Raw genomic sequence first — 16,439 nt, 5'->3', positions numbered from 1 at the left:
TTTCAGTCTACAGTCCACCCGGCCAGGGCGCCTCGCTGGCGTCACGTGCGCTTACATGAATGAAGGACATGCTCATTAAGTCAGCCGCAACATGATTTAGGTCACCACTATTGGCAGTTAACCAACGATCCTAACTAGACTGACATGGGTCTGAGTTCGCGGGACCCGGACCCTGGCCCATCGTTGTGGAGAGCATCTGTGGCCAGCGGGAAAACAACACTCATGGAAGAGGCGTATTTCAAGTGCCAGAGCAGCCCAGCCACCGTCTACCAGAGGAATTTGGCGGAAACGAGTGGCTCGTTGACGAACTGTACGAGCGGTACCAACAGGACAAGAATTCGGTCGACGCCAAGTGGTGGCCGCTCTTCGAGTCCTTTGCTTCCGGTGACGGCACTTCTTCCAACGGATCCTCCGCAGCCGCAACGGCTGCCAATCCCCCAACCCAAGTACTTCCCGTGGTAGCTCCGTCTGCAGCGGCACCGGCACCGGCGCCGGCCGCTCCGGCAGCTGCCCCCGAGGCTGCACCGGCGGCACCCGCCCCGGCGAAAAAGGCACCCGCCACGGTTGCCCGGGACGGAGCAAAGAAGCCCGCCGCCGGCACCACGGCCCAGCCCATCCCGGCACAGCTGCCCAAGAGCACCAAGGCTCCCACGGCACCTGAGGAAGACGTCGTTTCCGTCCTCCGCGGCCCGGCCAAGGCTATTGCCACCAACATGGTGACCAGCCTTGAAGTTCCCACTGCCACGAGCGTCAGGGCAGTTCCTGCCAAGCTGCTCATCGATAACCGGGTGGTCATCAACTCCAACCTTGCCCGCGCCCGCGGTGGCAAGGTCTCCTTCACCCACCTCATCGGTTATGCCGTTGTCCGTGCGCTCTCCCAGTTCCCCTCGATGAACGTCTACTACGACGAAATCGATGGCAAGCCGAGCGCGGTGCAGCCGGCTCACGTAAACTTCGGCATCGCTATTGACATGCCCAAGCCCGATGGCACCCGCCTCTTGATGGTTCCGAACATCAAGAAGGCAGAGACCATGGACTTCGCCGAGTTCTGGCACACCTACGAGGACCTCATCAAGCGCGCCCGCAACGGCAAACTGACCGCTGATGACCACGCGGGCACCACCGTCTCGCTGACCAACCCCGGTGGAATTGGTACGGTCCACTCCGTGCCGCGTCTTTCCAAGGGCCAGGCTGCCATCATCGGCGTCGGTGCCCTTGACTACCCGGCTGAGTTCCAGGGCGCCAGCGAGAAGATCATCGCCCAGAACGCCATCAGCAAGATCCTGACCCTGACCTCCACCTATGACCACCGCGTCATTCAGGGCGCAGGCAGCGGCGAGTTCCTCAAGCTTGTTCACCAGCTCCTCCTCGGCGCGCAGAACTTCTACGACGAAATCTTCGAAGCCCTGCGCATTCCGTACGAGCCGGTGCGTTGGAGCCCGGATCTCCAGGTTGACCCCGCTGACGAGATCAACAAGGTTGCGCGCATCCAGCAGTTGATCCACTCCTACCGTGTGCGTGGCCACCTGATGGCTGACACCGATCCCCTGGAGTACGTCCAGCGCAAACACCCGGACCTTGACGTCCTGACCTATGGCCTGACCCTCTGGGACCTGGACCGGGAATGGCCCACCGGCGGTTTCGGCGGCAAGCCGCAGCTCAAATTCCGTGACATCCTTGGCGTACTGCGTGACGCCTACTGCCGCACCACCGGCATCGAGTACATGCACATCCAGGAGCCCGCCGAGCGCAAGTGGTTCCAGGACCAGTTGGAGCACCCGTACTCCAAGCCCAGCCGCGAAGAGCAGTTGCGCATCGTCTCCAAGCTCAACGCTGCTGAGGCATTCGAGACCTTCCTGCAGACCAAATTCGTCGGCCAGAAGCGCTTCTCCCTTGAGGGTGGCGAGTCGCTTATTCCGCTGCTCGACGCCGTCATTTCAGACGCAGCCGACGACGGCCTGGACGAAGTTGCCATCGGCATGGCCCACCGTGGGCGCCTTAACGTGCTGACCAACATTGCAGGCAAGACCTACGCGCAGGTCTTCCGCGAATTCGAGGGCACCCAGGACCCCCGCTCGGTCCAGGGATCCGGTGACGTCAAGTACCACCTCGGCACCGAAGGCACCTTCACATCGGACAACGGCAAGCAGACCAAGGTTTACCTCGCCGCCAACCCGTCCCACCTCGAGGCAGTCGACTCCGTGCTGGAAGGCATCGTTCGCGCCAAGCAGGATCGCCTTGACCAGGGCGAATCCTTCCCGGTTCTGCCCATCATGGTCCACGGCGATGCAGCCTTCGCAGGCCAGGGTGTTGTGGCTGAAACCCTCAACCTCTCGCAGCTGCGCGGTTACCGCACCGGCGGTACCATCCACGTGATCGTCAACAACCAGGTGGGCTTCACCACTGCTCCGTCGTCTTCGCGTTCGTCCACATACTCCACGGACGTTGCCAAGATGATCCAGGCCCCTGTGTTCCACGTGAACGGCGATGACCCCGAGGCCGTAGTGCGCGTTGCACAGCTCGCCTACGAGTTCCGCCAGCGTTTCCACAAGGACGTCGTCATCGACATGGTCTGCTACCGCCGTCGCGGCCACAACGAAGGCGACGACCCCTCGATGACCCAGCCGCTCATGTACAACCTGATCGAAGCCAAGCGCTCCGTTCGCAAGTTGTACACCGAGTCGCTCATCGGCCGTGGGGACATCACCGAGGAAGAAGCAGAGCAGCTGCTCCGCGACTACCAGGAGCGCCTCGAGCGCGTCTTCGCCGAAACGCACGCTGCGCAGACGTCGCCGATCCCGATCATCACGGCTGACTCCGCGGCGGTCTCGGACATCGAGCGTCCCATTGCACAGCAGTCGGACTTCGGCACGAATTCGCCCGCGTCTACGGCGATTTCCGCAGAGACCCTTGCCCGCATCGGCAAGGCGCACCTGGAAATTCCGGAAGGCTTCACCGTTCACTCCAAGCTCAAGCAGCTCCTGGAGAAGCGTGAGCAGATGTCCCGTGAAGGCGGCATCGACTGGGGCTTTGGCGAGATCGCAGCCTTTGGCTCGCTGATCATGGAAGGCGTACCCGTTCGCCTGGCTGGACAGGACTCCCGTCGCGGGACGTTCGTCCAGCGTCACGCTGTGTTCCACGATCGCGCCAACGGCAACGAATGGCTGCCACTGGGCAACCTTTCCGACGACCAGGCCAAGTTGTGGATCTACGACTCCCTGTTGTCCGAATACGCTGCAATGGGCTTCGAATACGGCTACTCGGTTGAGCGCCCCGATGCCTTGGTCCTCTGGGAAGCCCAGTTCGGTGACTTCGTCAACGGTGCGCAAACCATTATTGACGAGTTCATTTCCTCAGCCGAACAGAAATGGGGCCAGCGCTCCTCGCTGGTGCTCATGCTCCCACACGGCTACGAAGGCCAGGGGCCGGACCACTCGTCTGCACGCATCGAACGCTTCCTGCAGATGTGCGCCGAGGACAACATGATCGTGGCCAACCCAACCACGGCTGCCTCTCACTTCCACCTGTTGCGCCGCCAGGCTTACAGCCGTCCACGGAAGCCGTTGATCATCTTCACGCCTAAGCAGCTGCTCCGCCTCAAGGGTGCCGCCTCGGCTGTCGAGGACTTCACCACCGGCGGATTCAAGACGGTTATCGGCGATCCGGAAGTGCAGCCCGCCAATGTGGACCGCGTCATCCTGGTCTCCGGACGCTTGTACTATGACCTCCTGTCCAACCGCCAGAAGTCCGGGGATACCTCCACGGCGATCATCCGCGTAGAGCAGCTGTACCCGCTGCCCAAGGCTGAGATCGACGCCGAGCTCGCCAAGTACCCGAACGCTGACATCGTGTGGGCACAGGACGAGCCCGCCAACCAGGGTCCGTGGCCGTTCATGGGCCTGAATCTGGCACCGGAGCTCGACCGCAAGCTCCGCCTCGTTTCACGTCCGGCGTCAGCATCCACTGCTGCCGGTTCCATGAAGCGCCACGCCGCTGAACAGGACGCCCTGATCAAGCAGGCGTTCGAACGCAAGTAAGCGAAACTGCCCGGCCTGAGGAGCGATGAGCGCGCCTTAGGCCGGGCAGTTCTGTTTAATGGGACAGGTACCCGGTTCCCAAACCGGCCGGTGATCCGGAAACCGTGCAAGGACCGTAACGAGTGTGAAGAGGTAACTGTGGAAGACAGGAAGCTGCGCATCGCAGCTGTAGGAGATGAACTGCTCGCGGGCCTGGGGGATCCCCGCGCCTTGGGTTGGCTCGGAAGAGTCCTGGCCCGCACACCCCAGGATTCCGTCGTGGTGGAAAGTTTCCCGCTCCCCTGCCCCATGGAAGGTACTGAGGGCCTTGCCGCCCGCTGGCAGGATGAAGCCGGCAGGCGTTTCAGTGATACGCATGAGAATCGATTGGTGATCGGCCTTTCGGGGCGGGATCTCGAGTTTGGGCTGTCCACCGCGCGCAGCCGCTTGAATCTTGCCAACATCCTTGATGGCGCTTCGCACAGCAGTGTGGAAGTCTTTGTGGTGGGTCCGCCTCCCACGCTTGATCCCACACGCAATAAGCGGCTTGCTGAACTGAACACCGCGTTTGCCGATGTCACCACCCGCCGAAATCACCATTACGTTGACACCTTCTCCCCCTTACTCAATCATGAGCAGTGGAGGACGGACCTCGCAGCCAATGGGGGAACACCGGGCCAGGCCGGCTACGGTTTGATTGCGTGGCTTGTTCTGCACCGCGGATGGTTCCAGTGGCTTAATATCGCTCAACCGGAGTAGCCATGACGCGGAACGTGCAGGTTTCTGTCAGAGCAGCATTCACAGCGGCCGTTGTTGCCGGGGTGGTAGCCACAGTTTCCTGCAGTTCCGGTCCACCGGCTCCTTCAGCGACGTCGTCTACGGCTACGCCTGCGTCGTCACCATCACCCAGTTCGCCATCACCGTCGACGCCCTCGGCTGCATTGCAGCCCTTCGATACCGGAACCCTGCGCGCAGACTTCGAGCGGACGGCAAAGGAAGTCCTCGTACCCGGGGCCATGATGCTGTTGGTTACCCCTGAAGGAACCCTCACAGCTTCGTACGGAACTGGCGTCCGCGACGCCCAACGCGCGATATCAGCAGAGGACCATATCCGCGTAGGGTCGGTCACCAAGACCTGGACCGCCACTGTCATTCTGCAGTTGGTTCAGGAGGGCAAGCTGTCCTTGGATGATCCTGTGTCCAAACACTACTCAGACGTTCCCAATGGGGACGCCATCACGGTTGAGCAAATGCTGACCATGCGGAGTGGACTGTTCAACTACACCGAAACACTCGAGCTCAATTCGGCCATGGATACGGACCCCCAAAGGGCGTGGAAGCCGGAAGAACTACTCGCCCTGGCGTTTGCCCGCCCACCATACTTCGCTCCGGGCCAGGGCTTCCATTACTCCAACACCAACACGGTCCTGCTCGGCCTCATCGCGGAAAAAGTGGAAGGGAAGCCACTCGGGCAACTTTTCAAGGAACGAATCTTCGAGCCGCTCGGCCTTAAGGGCACAATCTTCCCGGATATTTCGTCCAACAGTGTTCCGGAACCACATCCCCAGGGTTACTTCTTCGGAGACAACGTCTTGACCATGACCAATCCTGCACTTCCAGCGGACATGCAGAAAGAAGCGACGGCTGGCACTCTGGCCCCCAACGACGTCACTGATGTCAACCCGTCGTGGGCATGGGCAGCCGGTTCCGGGATCTCCACAGCCACTGACCTGAAGACTCTTGGTGAAGGCCTCGTCAACGGAAAACTCCTGAAGCCGGAACTCCAACAAAAGCGGCTTGAAAGCGTCCTGCCTACCAACCCGGATACCCCGGGCGGTGCGTCGTATGGTTTGGGCATTGCGAAGTTCGGGAACCTTTACGGCCACACGGGAGAACTCCCAGGCTTCAATACCTTCATGGGCAGTGACCCGGTGAACTCCGTCACGCTGGTGGTATGGACCAATCTGGCGCCCGCCGCCGATGGACGGGACCCGGCAGTGATCATTGCGCGTTCGCTCATCGGCCAAATCTACCGGCCCGCGGCCTGATTTACGCTAAGCGATTTCCGCTAAGCATTGCTCCTGGACCAGACGCGATATATCGTGTTCCTAGCCAACGCGATATATCGCAACTTGGAGGGATCATGTCTGACGAACTATGGACCGTGACGGGCCCGCAAACAATAGATGTAGAGGAGGTCCGCTCTCTCAAACTGGGCATCGTTAGGGGCCGCTTTGACGTGGTGACACACGACGAGCCGTACGTCCGTATCGAAATCAGTGAGATCACTGGCGACCCCCTGACGGTCACGCTTGTTGACGGCAGACTGGAAGTCCGCCACCAACTCCAAGGACCTCAGGGCTGGTTCCGCAACCTGATGCGGACCGTCAACAACACAAGCACCAACTCTGTGATCGTCGGCATTGCGCTGCCGTCCGGCGTCGACGTTGAAGCAGGCACCGTGAGTGGTGACGGCATGGTGTCCGGCATCAGCGGGCGCATCCGCCTGAACACCGTCTCCGGTTCCGTCCTGGCGGACAACACCAGCGGCGAGCTGCACGTTAACACAATCAGTGGCGAGGTCATCGCCAGAAACCACGACGGCGTCCTCACCGCCAAAAGCGTCTCCGGCGAAGTTACCGCCTCGGGCAAGTTCAAGAATGTCCGTGCGAGCACCGTGAGCGGCGACCTCAGCTTCGATCTCCAGGACTACACCAACGACCTTGGCGCCAACTCCGTCTCCGGCGACCTGACCATCCGGCTGCCGCACGACGTCGGCTTGGACATCGTAGCGAAATCGGCCAGCGGAACCGTGGTGATCGACGACCAAATGTACGCCCAGCCTGGCAGCAACGTTCACACCATTGTCGGCCCGGACGAAAGGCTGATGCTGGTGCGGACCAACACGGTATCCGGAAAGACTTACATCGTGCACGGATCTGCGCCCACGTCGGAAAACGGCCATCCGGTCCCTGGGGAAGCGGGCCTCTGATGCCCCCTGTCTTTGCGCACGGCGCCCTGCGACTGTACTTGCTTGCGTTGCTGGAGACAGGTCCCAAGCACGGATACGAGCTGATCAAAGCGTTAGGCGACCGATTCGGCGGCACCTACTCCCCCAGCGCCGGCACCATCTACCCGCGTTTGGGCAAGCTGGAGGAGGAAGGACTCGTTGCCACGGAGACCGAAGGGCGCCGCACCAAATACCTCATCACGGATTCCGGCCGTGCTGAGTTGGACAGCCGCCGGCAGGAGTTGGCCGACGTCGAGGACACCATATCGGCCTCCGTCAGGAGGCTGGCAGACGACCTGCGGGAGGACATCCGGGCAAATATGCGTGGCCTGCGGGCAGATCTTGCGGCCACAGCGGAGGCTGCGCGCACCAGCGCCTCTTCGGCTGCTTTTCGGAGCAGGACGGCGGGCTACACTCCCGAAGGCCAGCGAATCCTCAAGGAAGCTGAATTATTGGTTCAGTCCTTCAGGGACGACCTCCGTGTCGAGCTACGCCAACACGGCGCCTCGCAGCCGCTGACACCTTTGGCACTGGAAACCGTTCGCACAGTTTTGGAACAAGCCCGTATCTCGATCAGGAATTCCCTGCAAAGCTAACCATCCGGCTGGCTCCGAAATACTCCAACACCCGCCCGGTTCGCGGCGCAGCACCCGGATGTGCGAAACTGGAGGGCAGCTTTATTGAGTATCAATCCTTGAAGGAGGCCAGCTATGAGCAAGCGTGCACGTAAGCGTCGTGACCGTAAGCGCGGCGGCGCGAACCACGGCAAGCGTCCCAACACCTAAGCCATCGGCTTAGCGTCACAGGCTTAAAAGCGAAGGCCCCGGAAACCATGCGGTTTCCGGGGCCTTCGATGTTAAACCCTAATGAGTGGAATGAGAGCCGAATCAGGCGTCCACAGGCTTGATGGAGTGAATCCTGTCAAGGATGGAGTTTTTCAAGTTCTCCGGCGCGGACTCAGTGCATGATCGCTTGACCATGGTGCGAATGAGGCACTCAAGGTCATACTGCTCGGCGCACTCCTCGCAGGAGTCCAGGTGCTGCTTGATCTCAGTTAAGTCCTCGCGGGTCAACGCACCGTCGAGGTACTCGTAGATCCGCTGCATTCGCGTATCGTCGCAATCGCCCAATCCCTGGCAGTCGCTCATTTCTCTTTCTCCTGATTGTTGCTTCCGGCCGCGGCCTGATCTTCGGTTTGGGCCCTGAAGCCCCGTTCGGCGGCGTAATCCGCCAGCATGTCCCGCAGCATCTTCCTGCCGCGGTGCAACCGTGACATGACCGTGCCGATCGGGGTATTCATAATTTCTGAAATTTGCTTGTACGCATACCCCTCAACATCCGCGAAGTAGACGGCCAGCCGGAATTCCTCAGGGATCGACTGTAATGCGTTCTTCACGTCGGAATCAGGGAGGTGGTCAAGAGCCTCAGTCTCCGCGGACCTTAAACCAGCCGAAGTATGCGACTCTGCCTTGGCCAACTGCCAATCCTCAATCGTGTCCGAGTTGGACTGCAGCGGCTCACGCTGCCGCTTCCGATAAAGGTTGATATACGTGTTGGTCAGGATGCGATACAACCAGGCCTTGAGGTTGGTCCCCGGCTTGTACTGGTGAAAAGCAGAAAACGCCTTGGTGTAAGCCTCTTGAACCAGGTCTTCAGCATCGGATGGGTTGCGTGCCATCCGCATGGCTGCCGAATACAGCTGGTCCACGTACTGCATGGCGTCGCGCTCAAAGCGCGCCCGCCGCTGTTCTGGAGTTTCCGTAGCAGGATCGACGTCGGTTACAGCCGCCGCGTCGTCCGCGCCGGTTGCCTGGTACATGGCCGCTGCGGCCGGTTCAGTGGTGCTCATCGTTGCCAAGTCTACTGTCAGCTGCCGGGATTCCGGCTGCATCCCATACGCAGGCTCCGGTAGAACCAACCGGTCCTTAACCAAAGTCAAAAAACCAACTCCGTTCAACAGGCGGCAAACACGATGCCGCAGTCCGGTCTCCACCGCACCTGAAGTTCACAACGGCTGCTGCTGGGTAAATATTCCGCAAAAGTGCAAGACTAGAGCAGACTGCACCCCTTGAACACAACACTTATCGAACTAATGTGGCAAGCCATCCAGGAGGCAAGACATGTCTGTTATCCGTTTTCTCGCACGTCCCATGCTCGCGTCGAGCTTCGTCGTCGCAGGGCTGGATAAGCTCAGGAACGCGGACGACACTGCGAAGCAACTCTCGCCAGTCCTTCGCCGTGCCTCGGAATCCCTTCCCTTCAAAACTGATGAAAAGACCCTGGCGCGCGTCATCGGCGGGGCGCAACTGGGGGCCGGAGCCTTGCTCGGGCTCGGCAAGCTCTCCCGTTTTGCCGCCACGGTCCTGGCTGTGACGTCGGCTTTGAACTCCTACGTGGAGTGGCGGTCCGCCGATATCAGCACCAAGGAAGGCCGAAGTGCCCGCAAGGCCCAGCTGCTGAAGAACATTTCCCTCACGGGTGGTGTGCTTCTGGCCTCTGTTGATACCGCGGGCCAGCCGAGCATCGCCTGGAGGGCGGAGCACCTGGCCGCCGATGCCAAAAAGGTGACGGGCAAGCAGATCAAGCGTGCAGACAAAGCAGTTCGCAAGGCCGTTGACAACGCAGTTGGAGCATAAGGAAGCATGACCGGTACCACCGCCGCAAACACCGAATCAACCAAAGCCGCCACCATGCTGCCACTGTGGCCGGCCCCATACGCCAAGGGGCCCGTGGACGCAACGGTGACGGTCCCTGGTTCAAAGTCGCTGACCAACCGGTTCCTGGTGTTGGCCGCACTGGCGGATGGTCCTTCACGGCTGCGGGCTCCCCTTCATTCCCGCGACTCTGCGCTCATGATCCAGGCCCTCCGGCAATTGGGGGCAAGCGTCACCGAGGTATCCGGGGACGGCTCCTTCGGGCCGGACCTGGAAATTACGCCCATGGATCCCGCCGCAACAGGGGCTGAAACGGCAATTGACTGCGGGCTGGCCGGAACTGTCATGCGGTTCGTCCCCCCGCTGGCTGCGTTGCGTACGGGCGTCACCGTCTTCGACGGCGATCCCCACGCCCGCAACAGGCCCATGGGAACCATCATCGAAGCGTTGATCGCCCTCGGCGTGCCGGTGGCAGCAGACGGCGGCAGGACGCCGTCGTCCCTTCCCTTCGCCGTAGAGGGAACCGGCCAGGTCCGGGGCGGCCACCTTGTGATCGACGCCAGCGCCTCATCGCAGTTCGTTTCCGCGTTACTGCTGGTGGGTGCCCGCTTCGTTGATGGCCTGCATCTGGAACACGTGGGCAAGCCCGTCCCCAGCTTGGACCACATCACCATGACCGTGGAAGTCCTCCGCAGCGTTGGCGTCGTCGTGGACGATTCCGTGCCCAACCACTGGCGGGTCTCTCCGGGACCCATCCGCGCTTTTGACCAGCGGATCGAACAGGACCTCTCAAATGCAGGACCTTTCCTCGCCGCTGCGCTGGCCACACGCGGCACCGTCCGCATCCCCAATTGGCCGGCCGGGACCACACAAGTGGGCGACCAGTGGCGCACCATCCTGACCACCATGGGAGCAGAAGTAACTTTCGAAAACGGGACACTGACGGTGACCGGCGGGGCAGAAATCAAGGGTGCCGACTTCGACGAAACAAGCGAATTGGCACCCACTGTGGCCGCCCTGTGCGCATTGGCCAGCGGCCCCTCCCGGCTGACCGGTATTGCCCACCTCCGCGGACACGAAACGGACCGGCTCGCCGCGCTGGTTGCCGAAATCAACAGCCTCGGAGGCGACGCGGAAGAGACCGCCGATGGCCTGGTTATCCGCCCGTCGGCCCTTCACAGCGGCGTGGTCCACAGCTACGCCGACCACCGCATGGCCACTGCCGGGGCCATCCTGGGGCTCGCCGTCGAAGGCGTACAGGTTGAGGACATCGCCACGACATCGAAGACCATGCCGGATTTTCCCAAGATGTGGGAAGCAATGCTGCAGCCAACTGATGCCAACACCGATCTTGATGAGGCCAGCAACTAACCATGGGCCGTGACGCACGCTCCTGGGACGAATCCGACGTCCGGATCCGTCCCAGCAAAAAAGGATCCAGGCCACGCACCAAGGATCGCCCCAGCCACGATGACGCCGTAATAGGCAGGATCATCACAGTGGACCGCGGACGGTACAGGGCAATTGTTGGCGAAGATTCAGCCGACGAACGGATCGTTATTGCAGCCCGCGCCCGCGAACTGCGACGCAACCCCGTTGTCCCCGGCGACTTCGTCGCATTGGTGGGTGACGTCTCCGGGTCTCCCGATACCTTGGCGCGCCTGGTCCGGGTGGAAGAGCGGAAGACCCTCCTTCGCCGGAGTGCCGACGATACGGACCCCATCGAACGGGTGGTCGTGGCCAACGCCGATCAGCTCGTGGTGGTTGTTGCGGCGGCCAACCCGGAGCCACGCACCGGATTCATTGATCGCGCCTTGGTCGCAGCGTACGACGCCGGCATCGAGCCGTTGCTGCTCATCACCAAGGCGGATGTGAAAGACCCGGCGGAACTCCTGGCCAATTACCTGAGCTTGGATTTTCCCGTGATCATCAGCCGGACCGCTGACTCCGAGGCCGGCGGCATCGATGCCCGTTCCGATGACGGACTATCAGCCCGGCTGGACAAGGTCGCCGTATCCCAACTCCGCTCGCACCTGGGTGGAAAAGTCACCGTCATGCTCGGTCACTCCGGCGTTGGCAAATCCACCATGGTCAACGCGCTGACAGGTGCAGAGCGCGCCACTGGGGGCGTCAACGCGGTGACGGGCCGTGGCAGGCACACATCATCCTCGGCTTTGGCGTTGAAGCTGGATGATGCACCGTCCGGCAGCTGGATCATCGATACTCCCGGAATCCGCTCCTTCGGCTTGGCGCATGTGGATCCGGACCGGATACTGCACTCGTTCCCGGACCTTGAGCCCGGCACCGAGACCTGCGACCGCGGCTGCAAGCACGGTGCCACAGCCACCAATTGCGGGCTGGATGCATGGGTAAACGATGGCCATGCCGGGCCATCGGGAGTGGCCCGGTTGGCCTCCTTGCGCCGATTGCTGGGTGCAGACCCAAGGCTCGAAGCGAAAGAGACCAAGGAACTGGGCACCGTCAACTGATTCGTTGTCTGCTTCACGTCCCCAATGCAGCGAACGATTCAGGATAGTTTGGTGGCATGACCCATCCCGTTTCCACCTACAACGATGACCTGCGCCTGGCCCACGTCCTCGCCGATTCAGTCGACGCCCAGACCATGGATCGCTTCAAGGCACTGGACCTGCAGATCGAAACCAAGCCCGACCTCACACCTGTCACTGACGCTGACAAGGCCGCAGAGGAAGCAATCCGCGGTCAACTGTCCCGCTCCCGTCCGCGGGACGCGGTCCTGGGCGAGGAGTTCGGCAGCAGCGGTCACGGTTCACGTCGCTGGATCATAGACCCCATCGACGGGACCAAGAACTTTGTCCGCGGTGTCCCGGTGTGGGCAACGTTGATCGCCCTCGTGGATGAGGGGGAACCTGTGGTGGGCGTAGTAAGTGCGCCTGCACTAGGCAAGCGATGGTGGGCTGCGAAGGACATGGGCGCCTACATGGGCCGCTCCCTGGCCTCGGCAACGCGGCTCAAGGTGTCCAACGTTTCCCGCCTGGCCGACGCCTCCATGTCATATTCCAGCCTTTCGGGGTGGAAGGAACGCGGCAACCTGGATGAATTCCTGGGGCTGACGGAAGACATCTGGCGGACACGCGCCTATGGTGATTTCTGGTCGTATTGCCTCGTGGCCGAGGGGGCAGTGGATATCGCCTGCGAGCCTGAACTGAACCTCTACGACATGGCAGCACTCGTCCCGATCGTCACCGAGGCAGGCGGCCGTTTCACGTCCTTGGAAGGCGAAGACGGTCCGTTTGGCGGTAACGCCCTGGCCACCAACTCGATCCTGCACTCCGAGGTCCTCAAGCGCCTCAACCCCGGATTGGACGACCTTCTCTAAACCTATCCACGCCTGGCCAACCAAGCAGCAGGCGGAATTTTCGACGGCGGATGGCCCCCACAGAGGGTCTCCGCCGTTTTTTATTCGGCGAAGAAGGGATTTCGCATTCGACGTAACAAAGGGCTTAACAAAAGGGAGCGGCTTTGGAAGCCTCCCCGGACGTGCCTTAGCCTTTTTTACAGGTCACGAGTGCCAGCGCTAAACCCCGGTTTGCTGGCCGGCAACCCTCCATTCGCGGTGGGGTGCCCCGGGTGACGACCCGGCCGGTCCGGAACGGATGCGGCAAGCGCGGATCCCCCTATGGGGGTCCCTCTTGAGTGAGGTTCCATGAGCACTGTCACGTTCAACTCCAACACCATTCCGTCCTTTGTTGAAGAATCCACAGCAGAGACGACAACCGCTGTGCGTCCGCTTGCGGCGGTCACTGGCGCTGAGCTTCAGGCTCCCCTGATTCAGGGTGGCCACGTCCGCTACGCAAACTTGGACTACGGCGCATCGGCCCCGGCCCTGACCATCGTTTCGGCCTACCTCAACGAGGTCCTGCCCTACTACGCCAGCGTTCACCGGGGCGCCGGGTACGCCTCGCAAATCAGCACGTCGGTGTACGAGAACTCGCGGAACATCGTCCGTGATTTCGTCGGCGGGCGTGCCGATGACTCAGTGATCTTCACACGGAACACCACTGACTCGTTGAACCTCCTGGCCGGATGCCTCCCGCAGGTGGATGGCCAATTTGCGGGCGAGGTCCTGTACTTGGACATCGAGCACCACGCCAACTTGCTTCCGTGGCAGGGAGTCCCCCACCGCAGCGTCGTCGCGGCACCAACCCTGGCCGAAACGGTGGACAAGCTCAAGGCCGAACTTGCCCAGGGCGGGGTCAGCCTGCTGGCTGTTACCGGCGCCTCGAACGTGACGGGGGAAATTCTTCCCATCGCCCGCCTTGCTTCGCTTGCCCACGAATACGGCGCAAGGATCGTGGTGGACGCTGCGCAGCTCGCACCTCATCGCCGGATCAACATCACCGAGGCGGACGTTGACTACATCGTCTTCTCCGGACACAAGCTTTATGCCCCCTTCGGCGTGGGTGTGGTGGTGGGTCGTCCGGACTGGCTCGACGCCGGCATACCGCACCTGGCCGGAGGCGGCGCGGTACGTGAAGCGCGCCTGGACTCAGTGAGCTGGGCCGCGGGCCCGGCGCGCCACGAGGGCGGCTCACCCAACGTGCTGGGCGCCGCGACACTTGCCCGCGCCACCCAAGTCCTCGCAGGGCTCGATCAGGACGCGTGGCACGCCCACGAGTCCGCCATCCGCTCGTACCTGGTGCAGGGCCTGGAGGCCATCGATGGCGTGACCGTCCACAAGATCTTCGCTGACTCCCTGGACACCATCGGTGTGGTCAACTTCTCCGTAGAAGGATTCGACGCCGGACTGGTTGCGGCCTACCTGGCGGCCGAGCACGGGGTTGGCCTCCGTGATGGCCGGTTCTGCGCCCACCCGCTCCTCAAACGCCTCGGGCTCCCCTCCGGATCCCTGCGCGCCAGCTTCGGCGTCGGCTCCCGGTTGGAGGACGCCACAAGGCTGCTTGCAGGCATCGAAGGACTCAAGCGCGACGGACTGGGCTGGGACTACGTGGTGGACGAGGGCCGTTGGGTTCCTGCAAATGACCATCGCAGCTACCCCGAATGGGCCCCGAACACTCCCGGCACTGCGGGCGCAGCTCCCTGCACTGTTGACTAGGAACACTGCGGACCGGGAACACTGCGGTAAATTCATAGGGTACTTTTAGCGACCCTGTGAAGGAGCTTTCGTGGCCCTGCGTTCACCGGCTGCCGCCAGCGGACAGCCACGTACTCCCGGACCAGCCGGGCCGCGTGGTCCAAGGCTGCATGCTTCCCGCCGGCATGAACTCGGTCAGAGCTTCCAGGACGGCGGCGAACACTATGACCGCGTGCGACCCGGCTACCCCGCCGATTCCGTGGACTGGCTGGTTCCTCCGGGGGCGAGGTCCGCGGCGGACCTCGGAGCCGGCACAGGAAAGTTCACGGCACTCCTCGTAGAACGCGGCCTGGCGGTCACCGCCGTCGATCCTTCCACGGACATGTTGGAGCAATTGCGAAAAGCCTACCCCCACGTCAATGCGCTGGAGGGAACGGCCGAGGCAACAGGACTGACGGACTCAGCATTCGACGTCGTCAGCGTTGCCCAGGCCTGGCACTGGTGCGAGCCCCTTGCAGCGAGCACGGAGATCGCCCGGATCCTGCGGCCTCATGGGATCTTGGGACTGATCTGGAATCAACTGGACACTTCTGTTCCGTGGGTTCACCGCCTTTCACGCATCATGCATGCAGGCGATGTCCACAAGCCCGGATTCCGGCCAGTCATCGGCCCGGAGTTTGAAGGTTTGGAAAGTCATCTGACCCGGTGGGAGGATGCCCTGACGCCGGAGGACATCATGGAACTGACCAAGTCGCGCAGCTACTACCTCCGCGCCAACGACGCCACCCGTGCGAAGGTCATGGGCAACCTGGAGTGGTACCTCTGCGACCACCTCGGCCATGTCCCTGGTGAAACCATCGGGTTGCCCTACATGACGCAGACCTGGCGGGCAGTCAAGGGTCAAGGTACAACGCCACGGTAGGCTTGGGGTGTGAAGACCAGTACGCCCTCATCCTCGATCGAGGACTACGTCAAGGTCATCTACTCCTACACGGAGTGGCAGGACAAACCAATTACGTCGTCCCAGCTTGCCCAGCGCCTGGGAGTGGCTAACTCCTCGGTGTCTGAGATGGTGCGCAAGCTCAAGGACCAAGGCCTGGTTGATCACCAACCCTACAGTGCCATCAGACTGACCCCTCAAGGTATGCGGCTCGCGCTGTCCATGGTGCGCCGGCACCGGTTGATTGAGACGTACTTGGTGGATGAACTCGGCTACAGCTGGGACGAGGTCCACGACGAAGCCGAAATGTTGGAGCACGCCGTGTCCGATACGTTCATTGAGCGGATGTCGGCCAAGCTTGGACATCCTGTCCGGGACCCACACGGAGACCCTATTCCTTCGGAAGATGGTTCGGTCGACTTGCCGCACGCTTACCGAATGATTGAACTGGATCAGGGCCACTCAGGCAGGATCACGCGAATCAGCGATGAGAATCCGGACCTCTTGCGATACCTCGCCTCTGAAGAAATTTCCTTGGACGCGCCCGTTGAAGTGGTGGGCCGCAAACCCTTCGGAGGAGCTTTGGTGGTGCGCATCGGCAGCGGCGCAAAAGGCCGCGAGTTCGACCTCGCGGACGAGGTCACTTCAGCTCTCTGGGTTCAAAGCGCGGAGACGCACGAAGGCTGCATCCTTCCAGCCCGGTAAGCCCGATCCCGACAAGCCCAGGCCCCCTTGAGCCCAGGCG

16 protein-coding genes and 1 riboswitch are annotated in these 16,439 nt (G+C 61.8%); of the genes, 13 read left to right on the top strand and 3 right to left on the bottom strand.

Features of this window, described 5'->3' with window-relative positions:
* The first annotated feature begins 242 nt into the window (after positions 1-242).
* Positions 243-4,037, top strand: coding sequence for a multifunctional oxoglutarate decarboxylase/oxoglutarate dehydrogenase thiamine pyrophosphate-binding subunit/dihydrolipoyllysine-residue succinyltransferase subunit (locus ACZ881_RS01140; RefSeq protein ID WP_429330115.1), 3,795 nt, complete (start codon positions 243-245; stop codon positions 4,035-4,037).
* 138 nt (positions 4,038-4,175) lie between these two features.
* Entirely contained in the window at positions 4,176-4,775 is a 600-nt protein-coding gene (locus tag ACZ881_RS01135; RefSeq protein WP_026005442.1) for a GDSL-type esterase/lipase family protein, read from the top strand.
* Here the strand turns inward: ACZ881_RS01135 and ACZ881_RS01130 are convergent.
* Positions 4,753-5,034, bottom strand: a complete 282-nt coding sequence (locus ACZ881_RS01130; RefSeq protein WP_476112055.1) for a hypothetical protein — start codon at positions 5,032-5,034, stop codon at positions 4,753-4,755. The genes ACZ881_RS01135 and ACZ881_RS01130 overlap by 23 nt on opposite strands.
* On the opposite strand from ACZ881_RS01130, the gene ACZ881_RS01125 reads away from it, so the two are divergent.
* The 4 genes from ACZ881_RS01125 to ACZ881_RS01110 all read left to right on the top strand — a co-directional run bounded on the left by ACZ881_RS01125 (position 5,033) and on the right by ACZ881_RS01110 (position 7,811).
* Complete coding sequence (locus ACZ881_RS01125; protein WP_476112053.1) at positions 5,033-6,064, top strand: serine hydrolase domain-containing protein; 1,032 nt, start codon at positions 5,033-5,035, stop codon at positions 6,062-6,064. The genes ACZ881_RS01130 and ACZ881_RS01125 overlap by 2 nt on opposite strands.
* A 95-nt stretch (positions 6,065-6,159) precedes the next feature.
* Positions 6,160-7,008, top strand: coding sequence for a DUF4097 family beta strand repeat-containing protein (locus ACZ881_RS01120; protein ID WP_476112051.1), 849 nt, complete (start codon positions 6,160-6,162; stop codon positions 7,006-7,008).
* Positions 7,008-7,622, top strand: a complete 615-nt coding sequence (locus ACZ881_RS01115) for a PadR family transcriptional regulator (RefSeq protein WP_476112049.1) — start codon at positions 7,008-7,010, stop codon at positions 7,620-7,622. Before ACZ881_RS01120 ends, ACZ881_RS01115 begins: the two co-directional genes overlap by 1 nt.
* A 114-nt stretch (positions 7,623-7,736) precedes the next feature.
* Positions 7,737-7,811 carry a 50S ribosomal protein bL37 gene (locus ACZ881_RS01110; protein WP_369299106.1) on the top strand — a complete coding sequence of 25 codons (75 nt, stop codon included), beginning with the start codon at positions 7,737-7,739 and terminating at the stop codon, positions 7,809-7,811.
* Positions 7,812-7,913: 102 nt separating this feature from the next.
* On the opposite strand, the gene rsrA is transcribed toward ACZ881_RS01110, so the two are convergent.
* Together rsrA and ACZ881_RS01100 are read right to left on the bottom strand one after the other, a co-directional pair.
* On the bottom strand, positions 7,914-8,174 hold the full coding sequence (rsrA, locus tag ACZ881_RS01105) for a mycothiol system anti-sigma-R factor (RefSeq protein ID WP_017198486.1): 261 nt from the start codon (positions 8,172-8,174) through the stop codon (positions 7,914-7,916).
* Positions 8,171-8,965 (bottom strand): sigma-70 family RNA polymerase sigma factor, encoded by a 795-nt coding sequence (locus ACZ881_RS01100; protein WP_091469589.1) that lies wholly within the window; start codon positions 8,963-8,965, stop codon positions 8,171-8,173. Before ACZ881_RS01100 ends, rsrA begins: the two co-directional genes overlap by 4 nt.
* A gap of 181 nt (positions 8,966-9,146) precedes the next feature.
* Between ACZ881_RS01100 and ACZ881_RS01095 the strand changes: the two genes are divergently transcribed.
* The 7 genes from ACZ881_RS01095 (at position 9,147) to ACZ881_RS01065 (ending at position 16,399) form a co-directional block, all read left to right on the top strand.
* The gene (locus ACZ881_RS01095) at positions 9,147-9,662 is read left to right on the top strand and encodes a DoxX family membrane protein (protein WP_178996843.1); all 516 of its coding nucleotides are present in this window, start codon (positions 9,147-9,149) and stop codon (positions 9,660-9,662) included.
* Between the two features lie 6 nt (positions 9,663-9,668).
* Positions 9,669-11,051 carry a 3-phosphoshikimate 1-carboxyvinyltransferase gene (gene aroA / locus ACZ881_RS01090; protein WP_476112047.1) on the top strand — a complete coding sequence of 461 codons (1,383 nt, stop codon included), beginning with the start codon at positions 9,669-9,671 and terminating at the stop codon, positions 11,049-11,051.
* A gap of 2 nt (positions 11,052-11,053) precedes the next feature.
* A complete protein-coding gene (rsgA, locus tag ACZ881_RS01085; protein WP_178996844.1) occupies positions 11,054-12,169 on the top strand; it encodes a ribosome small subunit-dependent GTPase A in 1,116 nt (371 codons plus the stop codon).
* A gap of 56 nt (positions 12,170-12,225) precedes the next feature.
* Positions 12,226-13,038: a histidinol-phosphatase gene (gene hisN, locus ACZ881_RS01080; protein ID WP_091468486.1), complete on the top strand. Its 813-nt coding sequence runs from the start codon at positions 12,226-12,228 to the stop codon at positions 13,036-13,038.
* A 181-nt stretch (positions 13,039-13,219) separates the two neighbouring features.
* Positions 13,220-13,333, top strand: a riboswitch (SAM riboswitch).
* Between the two features lie 32 nt (positions 13,334-13,365).
* The gene (locus ACZ881_RS01075) at positions 13,366-14,775 is read left to right on the top strand and encodes an aminotransferase class V-fold PLP-dependent enzyme (RefSeq protein WP_476112044.1); all 1,410 of its coding nucleotides are present in this window, start codon (positions 13,366-13,368) and stop codon (positions 14,773-14,775) included.
* Positions 14,776-14,851: 76 nt separating this feature from the next.
* Positions 14,852-15,676, top strand: a complete 825-nt coding sequence (locus ACZ881_RS01070) for a class I SAM-dependent methyltransferase (protein ID WP_476112651.1) — start codon at positions 14,852-14,854, stop codon at positions 15,674-15,676.
* 9 nt (positions 15,677-15,685) lie between these two features.
* Positions 15,686-16,399, top strand: a complete 714-nt coding sequence (locus ACZ881_RS01065) for a metal-dependent transcriptional regulator (RefSeq protein WP_091468491.1) — start codon at positions 15,686-15,688, stop codon at positions 16,397-16,399.
* The last annotated feature ends 40 nt before the right edge of the window (positions 16,400-16,439 follow it).

The organism is Paenarthrobacter sp. TE3676 (assembly GCF_056279165.1).
Note: the sequence above shows the minus strand (reverse complement) of the source record. Positions and strands in the feature narration are given on the sequence as shown.